A 20,424-nucleotide genomic window follows, 5' to 3' on the forward strand; every position below is an offset into this window, starting at 1 on the left:
TTAAAGCACTAGTGTGGTCATTGGGTAAGGGAAGAGAGAGCCAAAGCCCTTGACGAGAAAAACAGTAAACAAAAGTGCGTACAAAGGCGGTTGCCATTTACCTTTACTCCCACACATAAGAATGCCAACCCAGACGAAAACAAAAGTAGCAACATCGAAGCCGACATTGGTTAACGCAAAGCAGAAGACGGCAAATCCTGCGAGAAGCAGTATGTCGCCCCATAACGATGGTTTATCCGTACTGCTGGATGAGGGAGCTGGAACTGGCTTCAGCAAGATTTTAGCGACAATCCCAATGGACAGAAGGCCGATGATTATCGCGGTGGGGGCCACTACCACCAGATTGTTCAGCGTTGTGGAAGCCTGAGTAGCACTCCAGGTAATAAAGCCCGCTATAGCCAGTACAAGGCCTAACAAAAAGGCATGTGTTGCAGAAATCTTTCCTGTCACCATTTTATAGCGCCTCCACATTGAAATAATAATGGGACCAAGCGTAAGTTGGTCCCGTGACGATTAAGCGAAAAGCATTAGTGCACATGTGCCAGCATTGAAATCATTTATTCTTCTGATGTGTATTGCTTCAAAATTTCAAAGTTGGACTCAATGATCTCTGTCGTACGTTCAGGACCAAGCCACTCTGCACCAATATCCTGGGCTTCTAGTCGGCTAACGAACGCCTCATCTTGCAGCGCACTGTGATAGGCATCGACCATTTGTTGGAATGCTTCGGGGTTGCTCTCTTTAAAGTCAGCATGCGCGGCAAGGCCTCGCATTGATCCTGCAAGCACCGGAACCGGCTCGTGACCGCTCTCTTCAAGCGCTGCATTAAGCGTTGGTGCATCCCAGTCCTCCGATGCGGTATCAGCCGCGAGGGCAAGAGGACGTATATATTCCTGGATTGATAGCGTGCCGTCTGCAGCTAATACGGTCATGTCTACCTGCCCGCCAGCGACCGCCGTGCGCGCAGCGCCACCAGACTGATAGGTGACAATGTTGACGTCTGTTTTATCGAGACCAAAGGCCTCAAGAGCGAGTTCAAGGTTGATAGCGCCGGTCGAGCCAGGTACGACAGAAACTCTAAGTTTTCCTGGATTTTCCTTGGCTGCCGCCATGAAATCCGCCAGCGTTTCATAAGGCGTATCAGCATTAACGGCGAAAAGATCGTAATCATTCCACTGCCCGTTAATGAATGCGAAGTCTGACAAATCATAAGTGGCATCAAAGCCAAGAATCGCATTAGAGACGTAAGGGTGGATTGAAGAGGCAAGGAAATAGCTGCCATCAGCAGGCATGTTGTGGAAGTAAGTATGACCTACGTGACCACCGCCGCCATTCTGATTAATGACTGAAATCGGCGTGCCCAGGTCTTCCTGGAGCCGTTGAGCCAGCGCGCGAGCGGTGCGGTCAGCGGACCCGCCAGGGCCAAGCGCAACAACGAAAGTGATTTTCTGTGTTGGCCAGCTTTCCTGGGCTGCGGCGGTGAGGGGGGTAATTGCAGCTGCCAGGGAGAAACCCAGCATAGCTGTAGCGATGACTTTCTTCTTATCGATCATGGTGGTCACTCCGCTTCATCATAGACAATTGTAAGACAATCATTTGTGCGTGAATATAGAAGTACATATAGTAGTTCCTGTCAATCCTCGGATATGTAAACAAAAGATCTATTTTTTCAGATGTTTTTTGGAAATTATTGAAAATTATATAGAGTGTGTTGTCTTCGGAGGATAAATATTTTGTCTACAATAAAAGAAGAAACGCATGGTTTGGCAGCTGAGCGAGTGGCTAGTGGCTTGTACGATGAAATACTTAAAGGGCAGCTGCAGGCTGGGACTCGTCTTGGAGAGGTCGCGTTGGCTGAGCGCTTTTGTGTTAGTCGGGGGCCGGTGCGTATGGCGCTCAAAAGCCTTAGCGAGTGCGGGCTCGTTACTATCGTGCCGAACAGTGGGGCGCACGTGCGTGAAATGCGGTACGAAGATGCCCGGGCGATCTACCAGGTCAGAGCTGCTCTTGAGGCTGAAGCCGCCATGTTGGCGGCCAGTCGTGCCAATGCATCCACTGCCGATGAATACCTTACGTTACTGCAGTTACATGCCAGCCAAGTGACATCTCATCCTGAGGGAGCCTATCTTCAGGAGTCTGAGGAGTATGATTTTCATTTAATTACCGCACGAATGTCCGGTAATCCACTCATTCAGCGTTATTTAACCCACGAGCTTCGCCCGCAGCTAACCCTGTTAAGGAATAAGCATCGGCATGTTACAGGGCGTGGAAAAATCGCACTTTATGAGCACGAGCGCATAGCCTCAGCTATCTCGGAAGGTGATGTGGAGGTGGCGGGCTTATTGATGCGGCGGCATATACAGAGCAGTTGGGAAGCGCTTGAAGAGCAGTTGCCCAAGAGAGATGCCCTTAATTAAACAGTGATTGAGCGATAACCACGCGGCTTAGCAATGCTATGTCCGGCCTTGGCCTGCGCTAGAGAAGGAGTGTATATGAAGACGGTGATTCTTGATGATTGGGAAGGCTGTATGAAGGAGCACCCTGCCGTATCTCGCTTGCGCGAATTCTCTGAGGTATCGGTCTATGGTGATGTGCCTGCCTTTGAAACCCTGGTGAGCCGGCTTCAAGGGGCCGATGCGATTATCCCGCTCAGGGAGCGCACCTTGATTGATCGAGACCTTATCGCGGCTTTACCTGACCTAAAGCTGATCGCCCAAACCGGTACGGGGCTGGCTCATGTGGATAAAGAGGCAGTGGACGAAGCGGGGATTTCGATTGCAACGACGCCGGGTGGGTCTACGGCGGCGGTAACCGAGATGACCTTTGCGTTTTTACTTAATCTCACCAAGCGGATTGTTGAGGTAGATCGCCGGATGTCCACTGGAGAGTGGCCAACGATTGTTACCAGTAATTTGAGCGGTAAAACCATTGGCCTGATTGGTCTGGGCAAGATTGGTTGTACCGTGGCGAGAATGGCGCAGGCCTTTGGTATGCGAGTCATTGCATGGGGCCCCAGACTGACCCAGGAGCGAGCCGTTCAGGTGGGAGCAGAGTACGTGTCATTAGAAAGCCTGCTCACCCAAGCGGACGCCGTTAGTATCCATGTAAGGCTTGTGCCTGAAACGGAAGGGTTACTGACGACGGAGCATTTTGAGCTAATGAAGCCTGAGGCGATTCTGGTCAATACATCACGCGGGCCCATTATTGACGAAGCGGCGCTCATTGATGCTTTGCAGCGTAAGAAGATTGGTGGGGCGGGACTTGATGTTTTCTGTGAAGAGCCGCTACCGCAGCATAATGCCTTTGCGGCATTGGATAATGTCATGATAACGCCGCATATGGCATGGAAGACCGAAGAGACCTTTTCGCGTTTTCTCAATGGGTCGGTTGATAATATCCATGCGTTTTTTGTAAAGGGAGAGCCGCAAAATATCGTTAGTATTTCCCCTGACAAGAAAAAAGCAGGCGTGTAACCGGCCAATGAGTCTCGGTGCTAATTTTGAGGGCTTGGATGTACAGTTAGTTTGCCTGAGTCAGTCCGGTAAGTTGCTTATGTGGCTTGCTGGGAGCTGTGCTTTGGTTTTTCGGTAAGGGTATTCGATGTCGAGCGTCGGCGTGATGCGCTCGGCATAACGGTGTGCGGTGGCGTAGTGCTGGGGAGATGCGAAGAGGGGGTAAACGAAAAAAGGCAGATCAGTAAATAACTGATCTGCCTTTTAAAATATTGGTAGCGGGGACCGGATTTGAACCGATGACCTTCGGGTTATGAGCCCGACGAGCTACCAAGCTGCTCCACCCCGCATCAACGTGAGGCGTATTCTACGGATTTTTTGCGCCACGTCAACCCTTTGTGGCAAACAAAGCACAAAGGCTGATATTCATCGTACTGCAATATGCAAAGAGTAAAGCTATGCTTCCCATGGTCCCAATAAAAAGCTTACTGTCGGTAGGCCGCCTGACAATAAAATCGGTGGCGTGCTGTTGGTGATACAAGCGCTTGACGCTTATTCGAAATGGTTTACGGACCATAACAGTACTTAGCGTCCAAGCCATTTGTCATATCAGGGAGGTAGTCAATGGCCAATCAAGCCCCCGTCGCCTGGGTAACTGGTGGAACTGGCGGAATCGGCACGGCAATTTGTCGTTCGTTGGCAGATGCGGGTTATAGGGTAGTGGCAGGGTATAACAATCCCGAAAAAGCCAAAACCTGGCTGGACACCCAGCAAGCTGCCGGTTATCAGAGTATTACAACACTTGGAGTCGACCTGTCTGACCATAACGCATGCCTGGATGCTGCGCGTGAGATCCACGAACAGTATGGTCCAATTAGCGTGCTGGTAAACTGTGCTGGCATTACCCGCGACGGCACGATGAAAAAAATGGCCTACGAACAGTGGTATCAGGTCATCGATACCAACCTTAATAGCGTCTTTAATACGTGCCGCAGCGTGATCGAGATGATGCTCGAAAATGGCTATGGCCGAATTATTAATATCTCCTCCATCAATGGCCGTAAAGGGCAGTTTGGTCAGGTTAATTACGCTGCCGCTAAAGCCGGTATGCACGGTTTAACCATGTCGCTGGCGCAGGAAACGGCCACCAAAGGCATTACGGTAAATACCGTATCGCCTGGCTATATTGCCACTGACATGATTATGAAAATTCCGGAGCCTGTGCGTGAAGCCATTCGTGAAACGATTCCGGTGAAACGCTACGGTACGCCGGAAGAGATTGGTCGCTTGGTGACGTTCCTTGCCGATAAAGAGTCTGGCTTTATTACCGGCGCCAACATCGATATTAACGGTGGGCAATTTATGGGCTAGGCCACCCATGCCTACGCGACGGCTTATTCCTCACAAGGGAGCATGCAAAACGGGAGGCGAATCGCCTCCCGTTGTGTTGTTGTCGCATTGATGGGGCGATCAGGGGGGCGGAATATGCCCCAGGTCGCGCAATAAGCTATCCAGTTCCCTGGCTTCTTTTTCCCACTGCGCTATCGATACCGGGCCAAGCGCTAATAGCGCGGCTAAGACATCGATAATTTCTTCTTCGCGACTACGCTCCTGGCGAATTCCTTCATTCAAGCGCTCTACCTGAATCGCCAAGCGCAAAGGCTCGTCGCTTTGCCGGATGCTGCCGCTGGTTAATAAAGACAGATGCACCCGCAGCCGAGAAATGGCGTCTGCCCGTGCTGCCTCATCGTCCAGCGACAAAGGGAGTGGCGTGGATTGACGCTGGTGGTTACGCGTCTGATGCGCCTCGACAAATACGCTGGGAAGCGGCGTGCTGATGATATTGTCAGCGTTAATAATTTCCGCGGCCCCGCCGTCCAGATAGCGCTGATCGGCGGCCAGGTGTGCGTTAACGAGCGGTAAAATAAGCTGCCATTGCTGAACGGTATCCGCAATCTTCAGACGACTCAAACGCTCGCGCTTGGCGCGCACAATACCGCTTAAGCGACGCTGCATGCCTTCGCTACGCCGGTTTCGCGGCAGTGGCTCAAGCTGGCTGACCTGGTTCAAAAAGTCGTCCAGCGTGCTGGTTTCATTGGCGGTAGTGGGTTGCCAGCTGTCCATTTGATCGATAAGTATTTGCATGGCTTCAAGCTGCTGTTGCTGATGGGCAGCCTGCTCACTCTTGTAGGCTTCGCGCTGAGCAAACAGCTGATCGCACTCGTGCCGGAACGCCTTCCAAAGGGTTTGTTCCGCCCCTTTGGGTGCGCGCCCTAACTGACGCCAGTGCTGCTGTAGTTGCTTGGTTTGTGTAATGCGTTGAGCCAAAGGCTGTTGCTGGTCGTGACGAAGCGCCCGCACTTCTTCAATGAGCGCCTGCTTTTGAGAGGCGATCTGCTCGGCCCGCTGATCAATTAATGTTTGCAACTGATGGCGGATTTTTCCAAACCGCTGACCAACGGCCTCAGAGCGCTCGCGAGGCACCGGTGAGTAGTGGCGCCATTGATGGCGTGCCTTGTCGCGAATTTCACGTAGTACATCCGGGTCGGCGTCCTCTGCTGGCTGGGAGAGCAGTGTTTCAAGCTGTTCACACAGCTGCTCGCGGGCCTGCAGGTTTGCTTCACGCTCCTGACCTAGTTGGTCGCGCCATGGGGCTAACCGCTCGTGGATGCGGTCAGATGCGGCACGAAAGCGCGCGGACTGTTCGCGATTGGCGGCGGCATCGCCCAGCGACTTCCACTCTTTCACTAGCTGGCGGTGGTGGCGGTCAAGCGCGGTTTCCGCCATGTGCGGGTCGTTGGCCAGTGCTTCAATGCTTGAGCATAACTGCTCGCGCTTGGGCCCTGCGACAAAGCCGCGCCAATCGCGTAGCTCGGCAAGGCGCGCGCCGGACTGCTTGAAGCGTGCCTTCAGCGGCTTGGCTCCCTCCATTTGCAGGGCTTCGATTTGCGGCTTTAAGCGCTGGTGAAGATGGCTGGCACTTTTGAAGGCGCCACGCTCAAGTAGGTGCTCAAAGCTATCGAGTTCTGCTTCATAAGTGCTTAATGAAACCGAGGTGTGTGGGGTAGCTGCCGGTGTGTGAGACTCGCTGGCAAGTGTTGCTTGAGCGCGCTGTATCAACGCAGGCGGCGTAAATGCTTCTGGCCAGTAGCATTCGTTCAGCAGGCGACGCATGACGTGGTGGTCATTATCCGCAAGCGCTTGCTCAAGCGCGACATTAACACCTTGCCAGCGCTGCCAGGCATCCAGACACTGCTCATATTGAATAATGGCTTGCGTGTAGCGTTGGCTTGCAGGTTCGCTGGGCGAGTGTACGTCCGAGAGTGCTTGCCAGCGTTGGCTGAAAAGTTGGCGTTGGGCACGCAGGCTGTCAATATCCTGAACGGTCAGCTCGGTAGCATGATGAAGGCTTTCAAGCGTCTCCTCTAGCCCATCAAGCAGCTGATCACGTGTCTGATCCGCTTCCTCTCGGCGGGCAAGGCTCTGCTGGCGAGCCTGCTCCTGCGTTTCATGGTCGTGAAGCGTTTTACGACAGCCCAGCATGGCTTGATGAAAGCGCTGCTCTTGCTCGGCGCTGGGCGGGGGCGTCAGGTTCTTCCATTCGCGCTCTAAATGGCGAAAGCGACCGCCATATAGCGGCTCCCAAGGCGCGCGAGCCTGCTGTTCCATCTGGTGAAGAAGATGCTCCAGCTGCTGCTGTTGGCGAGCCAGCCATTCGGCATCGGTTCGCTGCTGGCCGAGTTTTTCGCGGGCAAGGCGAGTTACATAACGATCACGTCGCGCATCTTTAAGCAGGCGCTTTAGGCCCTCTTCTGTCTCAATGCGCTCGGCGGCGCGATGACGAACAGCCGCGACACCGTTTTGGCACGCTTGCTTAATCAAGTCGTCTTCACGGGTTAGTCGGGCAAGAGCGGTCAGGCGCAGATCAAGGTTGTCGCCTTGCAAGACAATCACGTTTAAAAGCCGCGGCTCGTCCAGCCCTTCCACCAGGGCTTGGCGTTGTTGCAGTTCGGTACTGCCTTCAAGACCGCTAAGCCGCTGGCTCACGGCATTGAACCATGCCTCTTGCTGGCTGTGGTCAGGGTAGCCCGCCACCAATCCTTCGACATCATCCAGCGCGAGCAGGGCCGCCAAGCGGATGCTGCTGTCACTATCGTGCGCGAGTGCTTGCAGCGCTTCGCGCTGTTCAGCCTGGTGGGGGTCAAGTCGAGAGAGGGCCTGTCGGCGTACCTCGGGGTCGGGGTGTTGCCAACGAGGAGCGAACAGGCGTCTTAACAGTCCGTGCATGGATCATCCTGCGTAGAGGTGCGTAGCATGAAAAAAATTAGCCATTATTGAACAGCGGTTGCAGTCACTGGCGCTGTCGCTTAGCTTTGCCTTACCAGGGTGTAATAGAAATTGATTCTTCACACCCAAAGGCGCCAAATTGCGCTACCTTTATCTTACCTGAACATGACATGGAGTTCGGCTATGAGCCTCAACGCCGATAGTGCCAACATGGCATTTACCTTTAAAGGCGGCATGCTGCCGATGACCGTCATGGAATTAAGTAGCGCTGACCCTGAGCATATCCGGCGGCAGTTGGCCGGTAAACTGTCTCAGTCTCCTGCCTTCTTCCAGCATACACCGGTTGTGCTAAGCGTGGAAAAGCTTGATGAGCCTCATTTGGCTTTGGAAAGAATATGCGCCGTTTGCCGGGATCACAAACTTTTACCCGTTGCGGTGCGCGGCGGTTCAGAGCCGGTACGCCAGTCGGCTTGGGCATTGGGGCTTGGGTGGTTTGCACCTGTAGAGGAGACGCGCGCTCGGGCACTGGAGAGCGTCAGCAGCAAAGAGGAAGCCTCAAAAAACAATGCCTCTGACGACGACCGTATTGAGGCACACGCCAAGAGTGCGGCAACACGGCTTTATCGCGGTACCGTTCGTTCAGGCCAGCAGGTCAGTGCATCGGATGGGGATCTGATCGTTATTGGTGCCGTCAATGCGGGGGCAGAAGTACTAGCAGCAGGTAGTATTCATATTTACGGTGCTCTGCGGGGGCGGGCGCTGGCAGGTATTCATGGTAATACTCAGGCCGGTATTTACTGCCGCGAGCTTGAGGCTGAGCTGCTTTCGGTGGCTGGGAATTACAAACGCCTCGAAGATGTTGATCCCCGGCTTTTGGGCCGCGCCGCAGAAGTTCATTTTATAAGAGAGCAGCTTGAAATTAAGCCGTTGGGTTGATGCTTTCAACGTAGCGTGCATCCATGCTTAATGCTTAGCGACGCTGCCTTGCCTATCCGTTACAGTAGGGCTTTTGTGACATTGACGTTCCCGTTATTCGTTCAGCGTCATGCGCTCGCGATGAACGACTTCAAGAAGGAAGTGAATCTTGGCTAAAATTATTGTTGTGACCTCAGGTAAAGGGGGGGTCGGTAAAACCACTAGCGCTGCAGCAATCTCAACAGGTCTGGCCCTGCGTGGTAAAAAAACCGTGGTCATTGATTTTGATGTAGGGCTTCGAAACCTTGACCTGATTATGGGATGCGAGCGTCGTGTAGTGTATGACCTTGTAAATGTTATACAGGGCGAAGCCGGCCTTAACCAGGCGTTGATCCGTGATAAGCGTGTTGAAAATCTGTATATCCTGCCCGCTTCACAAACCCGGGATAAAGATGCGCTAACCCAGGAAGGGGTGGCGGAGGTCTTGGAAAAGCTTCGAGAAGAATTTGACTTTATTATCTGTGACTCGCCTGCTGGTATTGAGCGTGGTGCGCAGCTTGCCATGTATTTTGCCGACGAAGCGATTGTGGTCACCAACCCGGAAGTCTCATCGGTACGCGATTCTGACCGTATTTTGGGCCTTTTGGCATCAAAAACCCGGCGTGCTGAGCAGGGTGGTGATCCGATTAAAGAGCACCTGCTCGTTACTCGCTATAACCCTGAACGGGTGACCTCCGGGGATATGCTTACCCTTGAGGATATTCGTGAAATTCTGGCCATTCATTTACTGGGCCTGATTCCTGAGTCCGAAGCTGTGCTTCGCGCCTCGAACCAAGGGGTGCCGGTCACTCACGATGCATCAAGTGATGCAGGTCAGGCGTATACGGATACCGTTTCACGTCTGCTGGGTGAGGAGATTCCGTTACGTTTTCATGAGGTGCAGCGCAAAAGTCTGCTTAGCCGTATGTTTGGAGGTAACCGTCGATGAAACTCTTGGAATTCTTGAAGCGTGAGCGCAAGAAATCCGCCTCGGTGGCCAAAGAACGGTTACAAATCATCGTGGCGCATCAGCGAAGCCAGCGTGGTCAGCCTGACTACATGCCGCTACTTGAGCGCGAACTGCTCGAAGTTATTCGTCGCTATGTACATGTTGACGACAATGCCATTCAGATTTCGCTGGATAGCGAAGATAACTGCTCAGTACTTGAGCTGAATGTGACGTTGCCCAAAAGCTGACAAGACAGGAGGGCAACAGGCGGCGAGAAAGGCGCTGGGTGTGCTAGGCTAGGGTTTTTGCTGCCTTGCGGAGTGCTTGTTCATGGCGCCACCTAATGCCGCCCCTGCCAGTTTTTTGTGGCATGACTATGAAACATTCGGGGCCGATCCGCGTCGAGATCGGCCCGCTCAATTTGCTGCGCTGCGTACCGATGCGGACTTAAACGAGATCGGTGAGCCTATCGAGCTCTACTGCAAGCCAGCAGACGATTACCTGCCTCATCCTGCTGCGTGTTTGATTACCGGGATTACCCCACAAAAAGCGCGACGTCACGGTCTGCCTGAAGCGCAGTTTGCCAGTGAAGTGCAGCGCCACATGAGCGAGCCGGGCACCTGTGTTGCGGGATACAACAGCTTACGCTTTGATGATGAAGTGTCTCGTCACCTGTTCTATCGCAACCTGATCGACCCCTACGCCCGCGAATGGCAAAACGGTAACTCCCGTTGGGATTTAATTGATGTGGTGCGCGCATTTTATGCGCTACGCCCGGATGGCATTGAGTGGCCGCTACGTGAAGATGGTGCGCCAAGCTTTAAGCTTGAGCATTTAACCAAAGCCAACGGGATTGAGCATGAAGGTGCGCATGACGCGGTGGCCGACGTTCGGGCAACCATTGCCCTGGCGCGACTGCTCAAAACGCGTAACCCTAAGCTCTTCGATTACTTGCTTGGCCTGCGCGGCAAACGCGCGGTTGCCCAGCAGCTTGACCTGCCTAATGCCAAGCCGCTTTTGCACATTTCCCGCCGCTACCCGGCCAGCCGTGGTTGCAGCGCCCTGGTAATGCCGTTAGCTGAGCACCCTACCAACCCTAATGGGATGATCGTGTACGACCTGAGTGTTGATCCAAGCGACTTTCTTACGCTTTCGCCTGAGCAAATACGCGAGCGCGTCTTTGTCAGTCAGCAGGATTTAGCGGAAGGTGAGGCGCGTATTCCACTCAAGGTCATTCATATCAACCGTTGCCCGGTGATCTTTCCATCGAGTGTGCTCAAGGACATAGAGGGGCCGCAAAAAGGAGCGTATGGCGCGATTGTTGAGCGCCTTGGGTTGGATATTGCAACGTGCCGCCAGCACTGGAAAACCTTGCGCAGCGCCCAGGGAGTGACGCCTAAAGTGGCCGAGGTCTTTAAGACCAACTTTGATGACGCACCCCACGACCCTGACATGATGCTTTACTCCGGCAGCTTCTTTTCCGCCGCCGACCGGCAGCAGATGGAGCAGGTGCGTGAGATGGAACCCTGGGATCTGGTAGGGCAACGGTTTGCCTTTCAGGATCCGCGTCTTGAGGAGATGCTGTTTCGCTATCGGGCGCGTAGCTACCCTGACACGCTGGAAGGTGACGAGCGCGAGCAGTGGGAGGCGTTTCGCTGGATGCGAATTAATGATCCGGCGATGTCCGGCTTTACGCTTAAGGCCTTTGCTCGAGAGATCGAGCGCTACAATCAGCAGCCGCTCAGCGAGCGTGAGCGGCAGATCCTTGAAGAACTGGTGATGTTTGTCGAGGCCATGATGCCCGCCCAGGCGTTCGATGCCTGAGCGGCACATTCATTTACGGAGTGTTGCGCTGGGTAAACGGCGTTAGTGCTTCGCGGTAAGGCGTTACATCGCTGGGCTCATCACCCGGGTTGAAGCGTATATCAAGCTGGTGGCCAAGTAGCTCTGGCCATGCAGCTTGAATATCCGCAGCGCTAACCTCAAGTGCCAGGTTGGCCAGCTCTTCACGACGGTCAAAGCGGATCTCATCCAGCGCGGTGGCCTGCCAGTAACGGTTGGCCATGCCCGCAAGGCTGGTATCACGCTCGCTCAGACTGGCATGGACCGCTTTGCGATAGGCGTCGAGTTCAGCATCGTCGAGTTGCTTAAGTGCTTCGCCAGCGTCAGCTAAAAAGGCATCCATGTGCGCAGCGACCGTTTCGCTGTCCACATCCGGCGATTGAACGAGTAGTGCAATGCCAGGTGCCTCAAGCAGGGGTGAATAACCCGCGTTCACAATATAGCCCAGCTGTTCTTCCGTGCGCAGCTGTTGATAAAAGGGCGTCTCCAGCCACTGGGCAATCACACTAATGGTTGCTTGTTCTTTAGCGCTCTGGTCGCGCCCTTGTAAGTAACGCAGCACCAGGGACTCGTCGCGGGTGCTGTGCGGGTGCAGTACGCTGGAAGTCGTGTCAATGGCCAGCGGGCTAAGCGTTGGAATATCTTCTCGCGTCAAGCCTGGGCGCAGTTTGCTGCGCACCCGCTCGGCTTGTTCCTGGGCGAGTGCTTTATCCAGGTTGCCAATCGCCATGGCGTCGATATAGAGCCCGCCCAAAAAGTGCTTACGGAAGTTCTCAAGGTGCTGCTGGTCAAGGCGCTGACTGGCGTCAAGTAGTTCGGCTGTCGACCAGCGTGGGGTCAGCAGTGCTTCACCCAGCGTGCGGCTTGCCTGGCCATAAAGCGATGATTGCGGCGCATTAACCAGCTCTCTCTGCAGCTGATATTGCACGCGATCAAAGGCGCCTTCGCTAATCTCAGCCGTTTTAAGCTGATCAATGGCTTGCTCAATAAGCGGTGTCTGACCATCACGCCAACCGGAAAATGATAGCGTCATCCCACGTGCGTGCGGGTAGGCGCTAAACGACTGACCGGCCATCCATGCGGGATAAAGTGATTCATTCAAGCTGTCGTTTAGCCACCCAGCCAGCAACTGCGTCAGTACGACCTCTTCGGCCGAATAGCTGGCGTCGGGATACTGCAAACTGACCCGCCACTCAACGCTTGGTGTATTAAAGCGTGAGTCCTGCATGTGCCAAACCTTAAAGAATGGCGTGTCGATCATTAGGCTTGGGTGCTCGTCCTGGCCTTCAATAAGGGCAAGGTCGCTGGCAATAAAGGGGTTGGGTTCAGGCAGGGCCAAACCTTCAAGCGCGAGACCTTCTTGAACAGGCGGTTGTTCTCGCCACTGGGTCGAGAACCAGGGCGAAACCGTGTCACTTTCCACCTCGGGCGCAGAGTAAAAGCGCAGCATGTTGTCCGGCGTTAACGCAGCCAGATACGCTTGCTGGCGCTCAGTGTCCGGTGCATCCATGCGATACGCGGCATACTGCACATCCTCAGCCGGGTAGCGGGACAAATTCATGGCGAGCTGAGTGGCTTCCTGCTGGGGTGCGCCGTGCTGTTGAAAACGAAATGCCTGCTCGCTCAAATCGCGCAGTTCAGTATAGCGCCAGTCAGCCAACCCATCGTCACGCAGCTGATCAATGGCGGCAAATAGCGTAGCCTGGATATCATCAAGCCGCTCGGCACCGGCAGGCGTCAGGCTAATGGAAACCGTAAACAGGGCGTCCTGACCATCACCGCGCTGAACACCTGCGGACAGGCCGTCGGCCAAACCTGCATTACGCAGTACCGCCAAAAGGCTGCCATCCCCTTCATCGCCCAGCAAATGCGACATTAAATGAGTGGGTTTTGCGTGGTACTCATTTTCGGGGTCAGGGATGGGGAAGTAAAAACGCAGCTGGCGGCGATCTTGCAGTGACTGACGCTCAACGTAGCGTGGCAGGGTATCGGTATCTACCAGCGGTGCATCAATCGTAGGAACGCTCAGGCCATTGTCAGGAATATCCGCAAAACGCTCCACCACCCACTCTTCGAGTGTATCAAGCGACTGAGGGGCAACGACGGCCAGGTTCATTACGTTGGCATCGTAATGTTGGTGATAAAAATCGATGACACGTTCGCGTAGCGTCGCTTCTCCCGCCGGTGGGCTGGCTAACGTCTCGCGGCTGCCAACGGCAAATCCTGTGGTGGCATTGTCAGGGTTGAGCAATTGGTTAAGCACGTCGTTTTCGCGTCGGGACTCATCGCGAATTCTTGCCATGTACTCAGAATGAACGATATTGCGCTCGCTCTCTAAATGGTCGGCATTAAACAGCGGTGACAGGAAAAACTCGCTAAAGCGATCAAGCGCTTCCGGCAGAGCGGAGGGCTCGATATCAAAAAAATAGTTGGTATCTTGCTGAGCGGTAAAGGCGTTATGGGAGCCCGCGTGGTCAGAAATAAAGCGCTGATAGGCGTCTGGAGCGGGATACGCCTCGGTACCCAGGAACAGCATGTGTTCAAGGAAATGAGCAAGCCCTTGCAGGTCATCTGGATCCTGGGCGCTACCGACTCGGACGTTCATGGATGCAGCGGCTTTATCGGCGTCAGGATCGCTTACCAATAGCGCTTGTAGACCATTTTCAAGCGTCAGCACGCGATAGTCGCGACTGTCAAAGGGGCTGGCAATCGGGATGACAATGTCTTCTATCGGGTCATCACCAGCGGCCAGCACGCCGGGAGAAAACCATACGGAGCTGAGCACCGCTGCCAGTACAACGCGCGAATAAAATAGTCTACTTTTCGGTCGTAACATTACGGCTCCTGTGGGACGGTCCATTGCAGCATTGGCCCAACCGGGTGGGCGCAAGCGGCTGATTGATAGGCAGGATTGTTGACATGCTTGGATACTGGAAACGCACCTAATAGTTCCAAGGGCGCGGGTGTTAATAACGTTTTAACGGTTTCCAAAGGGCTGTCGGGGTCAAGCCATGTGGTCAACGCATGAGGGGGAATGACCGCCGGCAATCGGTCGCTAAGCGGTGCCAGGCATGCGTTGGCCGGTACGCTAATCAGTGCTGTTGAGTCAGTAAACGCGGTAAGCGTTGTATGGTAGCGACACCATAACGCACCGAGCAGTAAGGGCGCGCGCCTCACCTCTGTGACCAGATAAGGCTGTTTGTGTCGCGGCAGTGCTTTCCAAACGTAAAAACCGCTGACAGGAATAACGCAGCGACGAGCCTGAAACGCTTCATGGAACATGGCTTTTGAACTGAGTGTCTCAGCTCTAGCGCAGTGTGGAGCGTGATCCAGCACCGTTAACCACGGGGGGGTTAACCCCCAAAAAACTGATTCGAGCTGCAATTCACCTTGGGCTAAACGAATAGCCGAAACGGGTTGGCGGGGTGCCAGATTGGGGGATTCCACCAGCGCGGATGTCGCCTTGAGTGAGGGCAGAAGACGCTTGAGCGGTAAGTTGTGTACATGTAGGCGTCCGGTCATGCCAGTCTCCTTAAGCAGAATCGGCTCAATCATGTCATGGGAGAGATTACAGATGCACAAGAATGCGCTAAATGTGGCGTTTTAGTGTCGAAAACAGTGTTCGATATAAGGTATCCTATATTACCCCTTGCTCACGCTAAAGCGCTGTGAGGCATTCTTTCTTGTTATTCGTTGACCTGAAGAGATCGCCATGGCCCGTCCTAGACAGCATGCGCCCGATGCCCTCCATGCGCAGGTCATGAAAGCTTGTGATGATTGGTTGGCTGTACAGTCAGTCCACGATTTATCCCTGCGTGCCCTGGCTAGAGAGGTTGGCTGTGCGCCCAGTACGCTGCTTAAACTTTACGGCAGCTTTAACAACTTATTGCAGCACGTTAACGTCGAGACGTTGGCGGGCTTGAAGCAGACCATTACGTCATTATCGGCAGACGCGCCAGAGCCTTGGCTGCGTGCGCTGGCGCATGCGTACTGGCACTTCGCCGAGCAAGACTGCTACCGCTGGAAGCTGCTGTTTGATTATCCTTTGGCGCAAGAAGGGGAGCTTGATCAGCGTCAAAGCCATCTCATTGAAGCGCTGTTTACCCAGGTGGAATCCGCTCTCAAAGAGTATCAGCCCACGCTTGACGATCTCGAAGCTCGGCGTCTGGGGCGCACGCTATGGGGCAGCGTACATGGGCTTGTACAGCTGGGCTTAAATGAACGCTTGGGGTATTGGCAAGGCCAGCAGCTTAAAGTGGATGAACTGCTGGATCAGTTGGTCAGTACGGTGCTGGCAGGGCTTCGGCGCCGGGAGCCGGCGTCGTGAGATGGTGGATCAACGCTGTCCGCAAAGTGCTGCGTAGCCTGATTTATCTGGCTATGCGACTTTGCTATCGCTTGCATGTGCATGGGCGTTATCACCTCCCCAAACGTGGCGGTGCGCTGGTTGTGTGCAATCACGTAAGCTTTATGGATGCTCTGGTCCTGGGGGGCGGCAGCCCTCGGCCACTGCGTTTTGTTATGGATCAGCCAATTTTCGATTCGCCCTGGCTCAAGTGGTGGTTTCAGCTTGTCGGCGCTATTCCCATTGAGTCCGAGCGGCGTAGCCCCGGCGCCTTGCGGCGTACGCTGGATGAAGTGAGCCAGGCACTGCGCCGTGGGGAAGTCGTTATGGTATTTCCGGAAGGGCGGTTAACGCCAGACGGTGATATCCATACCTTCAGACGCGGGCTGGAAACTATTCTGGCACGCGATAATGTGCCGGTGATTCCTGCCGGGCTGGCAGGCTTGTGGGGTTCCTGGACATCACACTACAACGGTAAAGCGCTGAAAAAGTGGCCAAGCCGCTTTAGGGCGCCGGTTAGCCTGCATTTTGGCCCACCCATTAATGTGCAAGAGGTGGATGGGGTTACGCTGCGTAGCTATTTGGAAACGCGGGTGCGAGCGCTAAAAGTGGCCGCCGATAAAGATATTGACGCGCGCTAACGCGCTTCAGCGCTACTTGTTCATGTCGTCCCCAGTGCTGTCCATTTCAAGTGCTAGCCATCTCAAACGCTATCTGTCTCAAGTGCTGTCAGGGTTGGCGTCTTGGAAGACGCACGTTTTGCCAGCAGCGGGCAGAGGTGATCAGGTTGTCGCGGATCTCCAGTATTTCCATACGGATATTGTTAATTTGCAGGCTGGCGGGGCCTTCGGGGAACGCTTCAAGGTGCTCTAAAATCAACCCGTTTAGGGTCTTGGGGCCATCGGTTGGTAAGTGCCACCCCAGCATTTTATTGATTTCACGGATGTTAGCCGTACCCTCAATGACATGGCTGCCGTCGTCCTGCTGATGAATCTCTTCATCTTCCGATACGTCCGTGGTGAACTCGCCAACGATCTCTTCCAGAATATCTTCAAGCGTTACCAACCCTTCGACATCGCCATACTCATCTACCACGATACCGATACGCCGCTTCTGCTTTTGAAAGTTAAGCAGTTGGGTATGAAGCGGTGTGGACTCAGGAATAAAGTAGGGTTCGCGTGCTTCCTGGACAATGGCCGCCTTGGTGACTTCGTCACGGGATAAAAAGCGCGCGGCATTGCGCAAGTGCAGCATGCCGATGATGTTATTGATGTCGCCTTTATAAACCGGTAAGCGGGTGTGCTGGCTGGTACGAATTTGGGTCAGAATATCTTCCAACGAGTCGTCCAGGTCTATCCCCAGCACTTCATGGCGCGGCACCATAATGTCGTTGACCGTGACATTCTCAAGGTCCAGGATCGACAGCAGCATGGCCCGGTGGCGGTAGGGAATCAGCGTACCCGCCTCATGTACCACGGTACGCAGCTCGTCGCGGGTAAGGTTGTCGCCGCCATTCTCCACGCTTTTCACGCCCAGTAGGCGCAGTAGGCCGTTCGAGATCATATTCACCAGCCACACCAGCGGATAAAGCAGCTTCAAAAGCGGCTCCAGCGCCATAGAGCTGGGGTAGGCAATACGCTCAGGTTTAATCGCCGCGTAGGTTTTGGGGGTAACCTCGGAAAAAATTAAAATAGTAATCGTTAAAATGGCAGTAGAAATCGCCGGGCCTGATACTTCGCCGAAAAAGTGAATAGCGATGATAGTCGCAATGGATGCCGCAAGGTTATTGACGAAATTGTTGCCGATTAGAATGACGCCAATCAAGCGGTCAGGGCGGGTAAGCAGGCGCATGACCCGTTTGGCGCGCCGATCACCGCTGTTGGCTTGATGGCTCAGGCGATAACGATTAATCGACATCATGCCGGTTTCAGAGCTGGAGAAAAAAGCCGATAGCAGTACTAGTAAGCCAAGAAGGCCGAATAGTAATCCCAAGGGGAAGTCGTCGCTCAAGTCGAAAATTCCTTTATGCCGTATCAAGCACGGTTTGTAGAAGCTAGAAGAAGGTGTGTCAAGACAGTCATAGCCGTGTATATGGGCTTAGCGATTGAGCAGTATCTCAAGCACAAACTTACTGCCAAAGTAGGCCAGTATCAAAAGCGTGCAACCACCCAGCGTCCACCGTACTGCGCGCATGCCGCGCCAACCGAAACGATAGCGGCCAATGAGTAGGGTTGTGAAAATAACCCACGCACCTAACGAGAGAACGGTTTTATGTAATAAATGCTGGGCAAAAATATTATCAAGAAAGATAAAGCCGCTCACAATCGAGAGCGTTAGTAGCAAAATGCCTGCCCAGACCAACTCAAACAGGACGCGTTCCATCGTGGTTAACGGAGGAAGCGACTGCACGATGCCGCGAATATGGTGATGGCGTAGCGCCTGGTTTTGTAATCCCACCAGGATTGCCTGTATCGCCGCAATTGCGAGCATGGCAAACGCCAGCGCGGAGCTAATGGCATGCAGTAGAATGCCGGGTGTCAGGCCCGTGTGGCTAGTGTGGCTGGGGAGCCAGGTGGCGGTAATCAGCGCGACACCCGCTAAAGGAAAGAGAACGATGCCGACGTTAAGCACTGGCTTGAAAAGGCTCGCTATCAACAGCACATTAACGGCGACCGCCATGAAAAGCGTCGCGCTGGTGGTAAACCCAGGCAGAAGGCCTGGGGATTGCCCCATCAGTTGGACGACCACCGGGATATGGAGCAATAGGCCCAAGGCACCCAGCAGGCGCACCATGCTTTGGCGTGGCGGCACGCGGCGAAAAAGGGTCATGCCCTGCCAAGTGGCAGCAGCAACATAGAGTACAAAAGCGATCGTGGCGAAAGGCAGCGCCTGCATGATGCTATCCGTGTGCGCATTTCGCGCGTTGCAGTAAAAAACAGTTAAGTTAACGTGTACCGACTACTATAACCAATCAAAGCAGTATCGCACAGCCATCGTTAGCCCGCGCGGACAGTCATGGAGACTCAAGGCGTGAGCGCGTATAATCCATGTACATCAGTCTAGGGGCGTAGGCCCGGCGACAGCGACGGAGGCAGAGAGGCCCCATGTTTCAGAATCTCAGTGAGCGTCTTTCCCAGACGTTGAAGTCGATCAAAGGTCAGGCGCGCCTGACCGACGACAATATCAAAGATACCCTGCGCGAAGTGCGCAAAGCGCTGCTTGAAGCCGACGTAGCGCTGCCGGTCGTCAAGGCCTTTATCGAACGCGTTCGCGAGCGGGCGGTTGGGCAAGAGGTGTCCAAGAGCCTGTCGCCCGGTCAGCAGTTCGTCAAAATCGTCCAGCAGGAGCTGGAAGCCATTATGGGCGAGGCCAACGAAGGCCTAACCCTCAAAGGCTCGCCAGCCGTTGTGTTGATGGCCGGTTTGCAAGGGGCGGGTAAAACCACGTCGGTAGCCAAACTTGCCCGCTACCTGCGCGAACGCGAGAAGAAAAAAGTCCTGGTGGTGTCGGCCGACGTTTATCGCCCGGCAGCCATCGACCAGTTGGAGACGCTGGCTAAAGAGGTCGAAGTCGACTTCTTCCCGTCGCGCTCTGACCAGAAGCCTGTTGATATTGCCGAAGCGGCGATCAAGCACGCCAAAATCCAGTTCCACGATGTGGTGCTGGTAGATACCGCGGGTCGCTTGGCAATTGATGAAGCCATGATGGCGGAGATCCAGGCGCTGCATAAGGCGATCTCACCGCAAGAAACGCTGTTCGTCGTCGATGCGATGACTGGCCAGGATGCGGTTAATACCGCGAAAGCATTCCACGATGCGCTGCCGCTGACCGGGGTTATCTTAACCAAGGCTGATGGTGATGCGCGTGGCGGTGCGGCGCTGTCGGTACGTCATATTACTGGTAAGCCCATCAAGTTTATGGGGGTGGGCGAGAAAGTTGACGCTCTGGAGCCCTTCCACCCGGATCGTGTGGCATCACGTATCCTCGGCATGGGCGACATGCTGTCGCTGATCGAGGAAGCCGAGCGCACGGTTGATAAAGACAAAGCTACCAAGCTAGCCAGCAAGGTTAAAAAAGGCGATGGCTTTGATCTGGAAGACTTCCGCGACCAATTGCAACAGCTCAAAAAGATGGGCGGCATGGGTGGTCTTCTGGGCAAACTGCCTGGCATGGGGCAAATGGCCGAAATGGCTCAAGGCCCTGGGCCTGAGAAAGAGCTGGGCAAGCTTGAAGCGCTGATCAACTCCATGACGCCCAAGGAGCGCCGCGCGCCGGATATCATCAACGGCTCGCGCAAGCGCAGGATTGCCGCCGGTGCTGGCCTGCAGGTGCCCGACCTGAACCGTCTGCTCAAGCAGCACAAGCAGATGCAGAAGATGATGAAGAAAGCGGGCAAGAAAGGCGGCATGCAGAAAATGATGCGCGGCATGTCCGGCATGATGGGCGGCGGCGGAGGCCCTGGCGGCCCAGGTGGAATGGGCGGCATGGGCGGTGGCGGTATGGGTGGCCCCGGTGGCCTGCCCTGGCGCTAAGCACACGCTTGGAACCTGGTAGCGGGCCAATTAAAGGCCCGTACGCTTTAAAAGCCAGCACCC

The 20,424-nt window shown here is 54.5% G+C and carries 17 protein-coding genes and 1 tRNA gene; 10 read left to right on the forward strand and 8 right to left on the reverse strand.

Features of this window, described 5'->3' with window-relative positions:
- Both INT20_RS03165 and INT20_RS03170 read right to left on the reverse strand, forming a co-directional pair.
- Positions 1–453 carry a tripartite tricarboxylate transporter TctB family protein gene (locus INT20_RS03165; protein ID WP_226912029.1) on the reverse strand — a complete coding sequence of 151 codons (453 nt, stop codon included), beginning with the start codon at positions 451–453 and terminating at the stop codon, positions 1–3.
- Between the two features lie 104 nt (positions 454–557).
- A complete protein-coding gene (locus INT20_RS03170; protein WP_193056433.1) occupies positions 558–1,553 on the reverse strand; it encodes a Bug family tripartite tricarboxylate transporter substrate binding protein in 996 nt (331 codons plus the stop codon).
- A gap of 180 nt (positions 1,554–1,733) precedes the next feature.
- On the opposite strand from INT20_RS03170, the gene INT20_RS03175 reads away from it, so the two are divergent.
- A complete protein-coding gene (locus tag INT20_RS03175; RefSeq protein WP_193055166.1) occupies positions 1,734–2,417 on the forward strand; it encodes a GntR family transcriptional regulator in 684 nt (227 codons plus the stop codon).
- A gap of 75 nt (positions 2,418–2,492) precedes the next feature.
- Positions 2,493–3,473: a D-2-hydroxyacid dehydrogenase family protein gene (locus INT20_RS03180; RefSeq protein ID WP_193055167.1), complete on the forward strand. Its 981-nt coding sequence runs from the start codon at positions 2,493–2,495 to the stop codon at positions 3,471–3,473.
- Between the two features lie 252 nt (positions 3,474–3,725).
- Here the strand turns inward: INT20_RS03180 and INT20_RS03185 are convergent.
- Positions 3,726–3,802: transfer RNA gene (locus tag INT20_RS03185), tRNA-Met, on the reverse strand.
- A gap of 274 nt (positions 3,803–4,076) precedes the next feature.
- Between INT20_RS03185 and phbB the strand changes: the two genes are divergently transcribed.
- Complete coding sequence (gene phbB / locus INT20_RS03190) at positions 4,077–4,823, forward strand: acetoacetyl-CoA reductase (RefSeq protein WP_193055168.1); 747 nt, start codon at positions 4,077–4,079, stop codon at positions 4,821–4,823.
- A 99-nt stretch (positions 4,824–4,922) separates the two neighbouring features.
- Here phbB and INT20_RS03195 read toward each other — a convergent pair whose 3' ends face one another.
- A complete protein-coding gene (locus INT20_RS03195; RefSeq protein ID WP_193055169.1) occupies positions 4,923–7,739 on the reverse strand; it encodes a DUF349 domain-containing protein in 2,817 nt (938 codons plus the stop codon).
- A gap of 183 nt (positions 7,740–7,922) precedes the next feature.
- On the opposite strand from INT20_RS03195, the gene minC reads away from it, so the two are divergent.
- From minC to sbcB, 4 genes are all read left to right on the forward strand, one after another.
- A complete protein-coding gene (gene minC / locus INT20_RS03200; RefSeq protein ID WP_193055170.1) occupies positions 7,923–8,675 on the forward strand; it encodes a septum site-determining protein MinC in 753 nt (250 codons plus the stop codon).
- Between the two features lie 148 nt (positions 8,676–8,823).
- Positions 8,824–9,642 (forward strand): septum site-determining protein MinD, encoded by an 819-nt coding sequence (gene minD, locus INT20_RS03205; protein WP_172118548.1) that lies wholly within the window; start codon positions 8,824–8,826, stop codon positions 9,640–9,642.
- On the forward strand, positions 9,639–9,890 hold the full coding sequence (gene minE / locus INT20_RS03210; protein ID WP_018918334.1) for a cell division topological specificity factor MinE: 252 nt from the start codon (positions 9,639–9,641) through the stop codon (positions 9,888–9,890). The genes minD and minE overlap by 4 nt, the downstream gene beginning before the upstream one ends.
- Before the next feature lie 82 nt (positions 9,891–9,972).
- Positions 9,973–11,466, forward strand: coding sequence for an exodeoxyribonuclease I (gene sbcB / locus INT20_RS03215; protein ID WP_193055171.1), 1,494 nt, complete (start codon positions 9,973–9,975; stop codon positions 11,464–11,466).
- 13 nt (positions 11,467–11,479) lie between these two features.
- Here the strand turns inward: sbcB and INT20_RS03220 are convergent, their stop codons facing one another.
- A complete protein-coding gene (locus INT20_RS03220; protein WP_193056434.1) occupies positions 11,480–14,320 on the reverse strand; it encodes an insulinase family protein in 2,841 nt (946 codons plus the stop codon).
- Positions 14,320–15,006, reverse strand: a complete 687-nt coding sequence (locus INT20_RS03225; RefSeq protein ID WP_193055173.1) for an SOS response-associated peptidase — start codon at positions 15,004–15,006, stop codon at positions 14,320–14,322. Before INT20_RS03225 ends, INT20_RS03220 begins: the two co-directional genes overlap by 1 nt.
- A gap of 190 nt (positions 15,007–15,196) precedes the next feature.
- Between INT20_RS03225 and INT20_RS03230 the strand changes: the two genes are divergently transcribed.
- Together INT20_RS03230 and INT20_RS03235 are read left to right on the forward strand one after the other, a co-directional pair.
- Positions 15,197–15,811, forward strand: a complete 615-nt coding sequence (locus tag INT20_RS03230; protein ID WP_172118544.1) for a TetR/AcrR family transcriptional regulator — start codon at positions 15,197–15,199, stop codon at positions 15,809–15,811.
- Positions 15,812–15,864: 53 nt separating this feature from the next.
- Positions 15,865–16,470 carry a 1-acyl-sn-glycerol-3-phosphate acyltransferase gene (locus tag INT20_RS03235; protein ID WP_225733772.1) on the forward strand — a complete coding sequence of 202 codons (606 nt, stop codon included), beginning with the start codon at positions 15,865–15,867 and terminating at the stop codon, positions 16,468–16,470.
- Between the two features lie 88 nt (positions 16,471–16,558).
- On the opposite strand, the gene INT20_RS03240 is transcribed toward INT20_RS03235, so the two are convergent.
- The gene (locus INT20_RS03240) at positions 16,559–17,839 is read right to left on the reverse strand and encodes an HlyC/CorC family transporter (protein WP_172118542.1); all 1,281 of its coding nucleotides are present in this window, start codon (positions 17,837–17,839) and stop codon (positions 16,559–16,561) included.
- 87 nt (positions 17,840–17,926) lie between these two features.
- On the reverse strand, positions 17,927–18,724 hold the full coding sequence (locus INT20_RS03245) for a cytochrome C assembly family protein (RefSeq protein WP_193055176.1): 798 nt from the start codon (positions 18,722–18,724) through the stop codon (positions 17,927–17,929).
- A 209-nt stretch (positions 18,725–18,933) separates the two neighbouring features.
- On the opposite strand from INT20_RS03245, the gene ffh reads away from it, so the two are divergent.
- Positions 18,934–20,361: a signal recognition particle protein gene (gene ffh, locus INT20_RS03250; protein WP_172118541.1), complete on the forward strand. Its 1,428-nt coding sequence runs from the start codon at positions 18,934–18,936 to the stop codon at positions 20,359–20,361.
- The last annotated feature ends 63 nt before the right edge of the window (positions 20,362–20,424 follow it).

This window comes from Halomonas citrativorans (assembly GCF_014898005.1).
In the GTDB taxonomy this organism is placed as follows: Bacteria; Pseudomonadota; Gammaproteobacteria; order Pseudomonadales; family Halomonadaceae; genus Vreelandella; species Vreelandella citrativorans.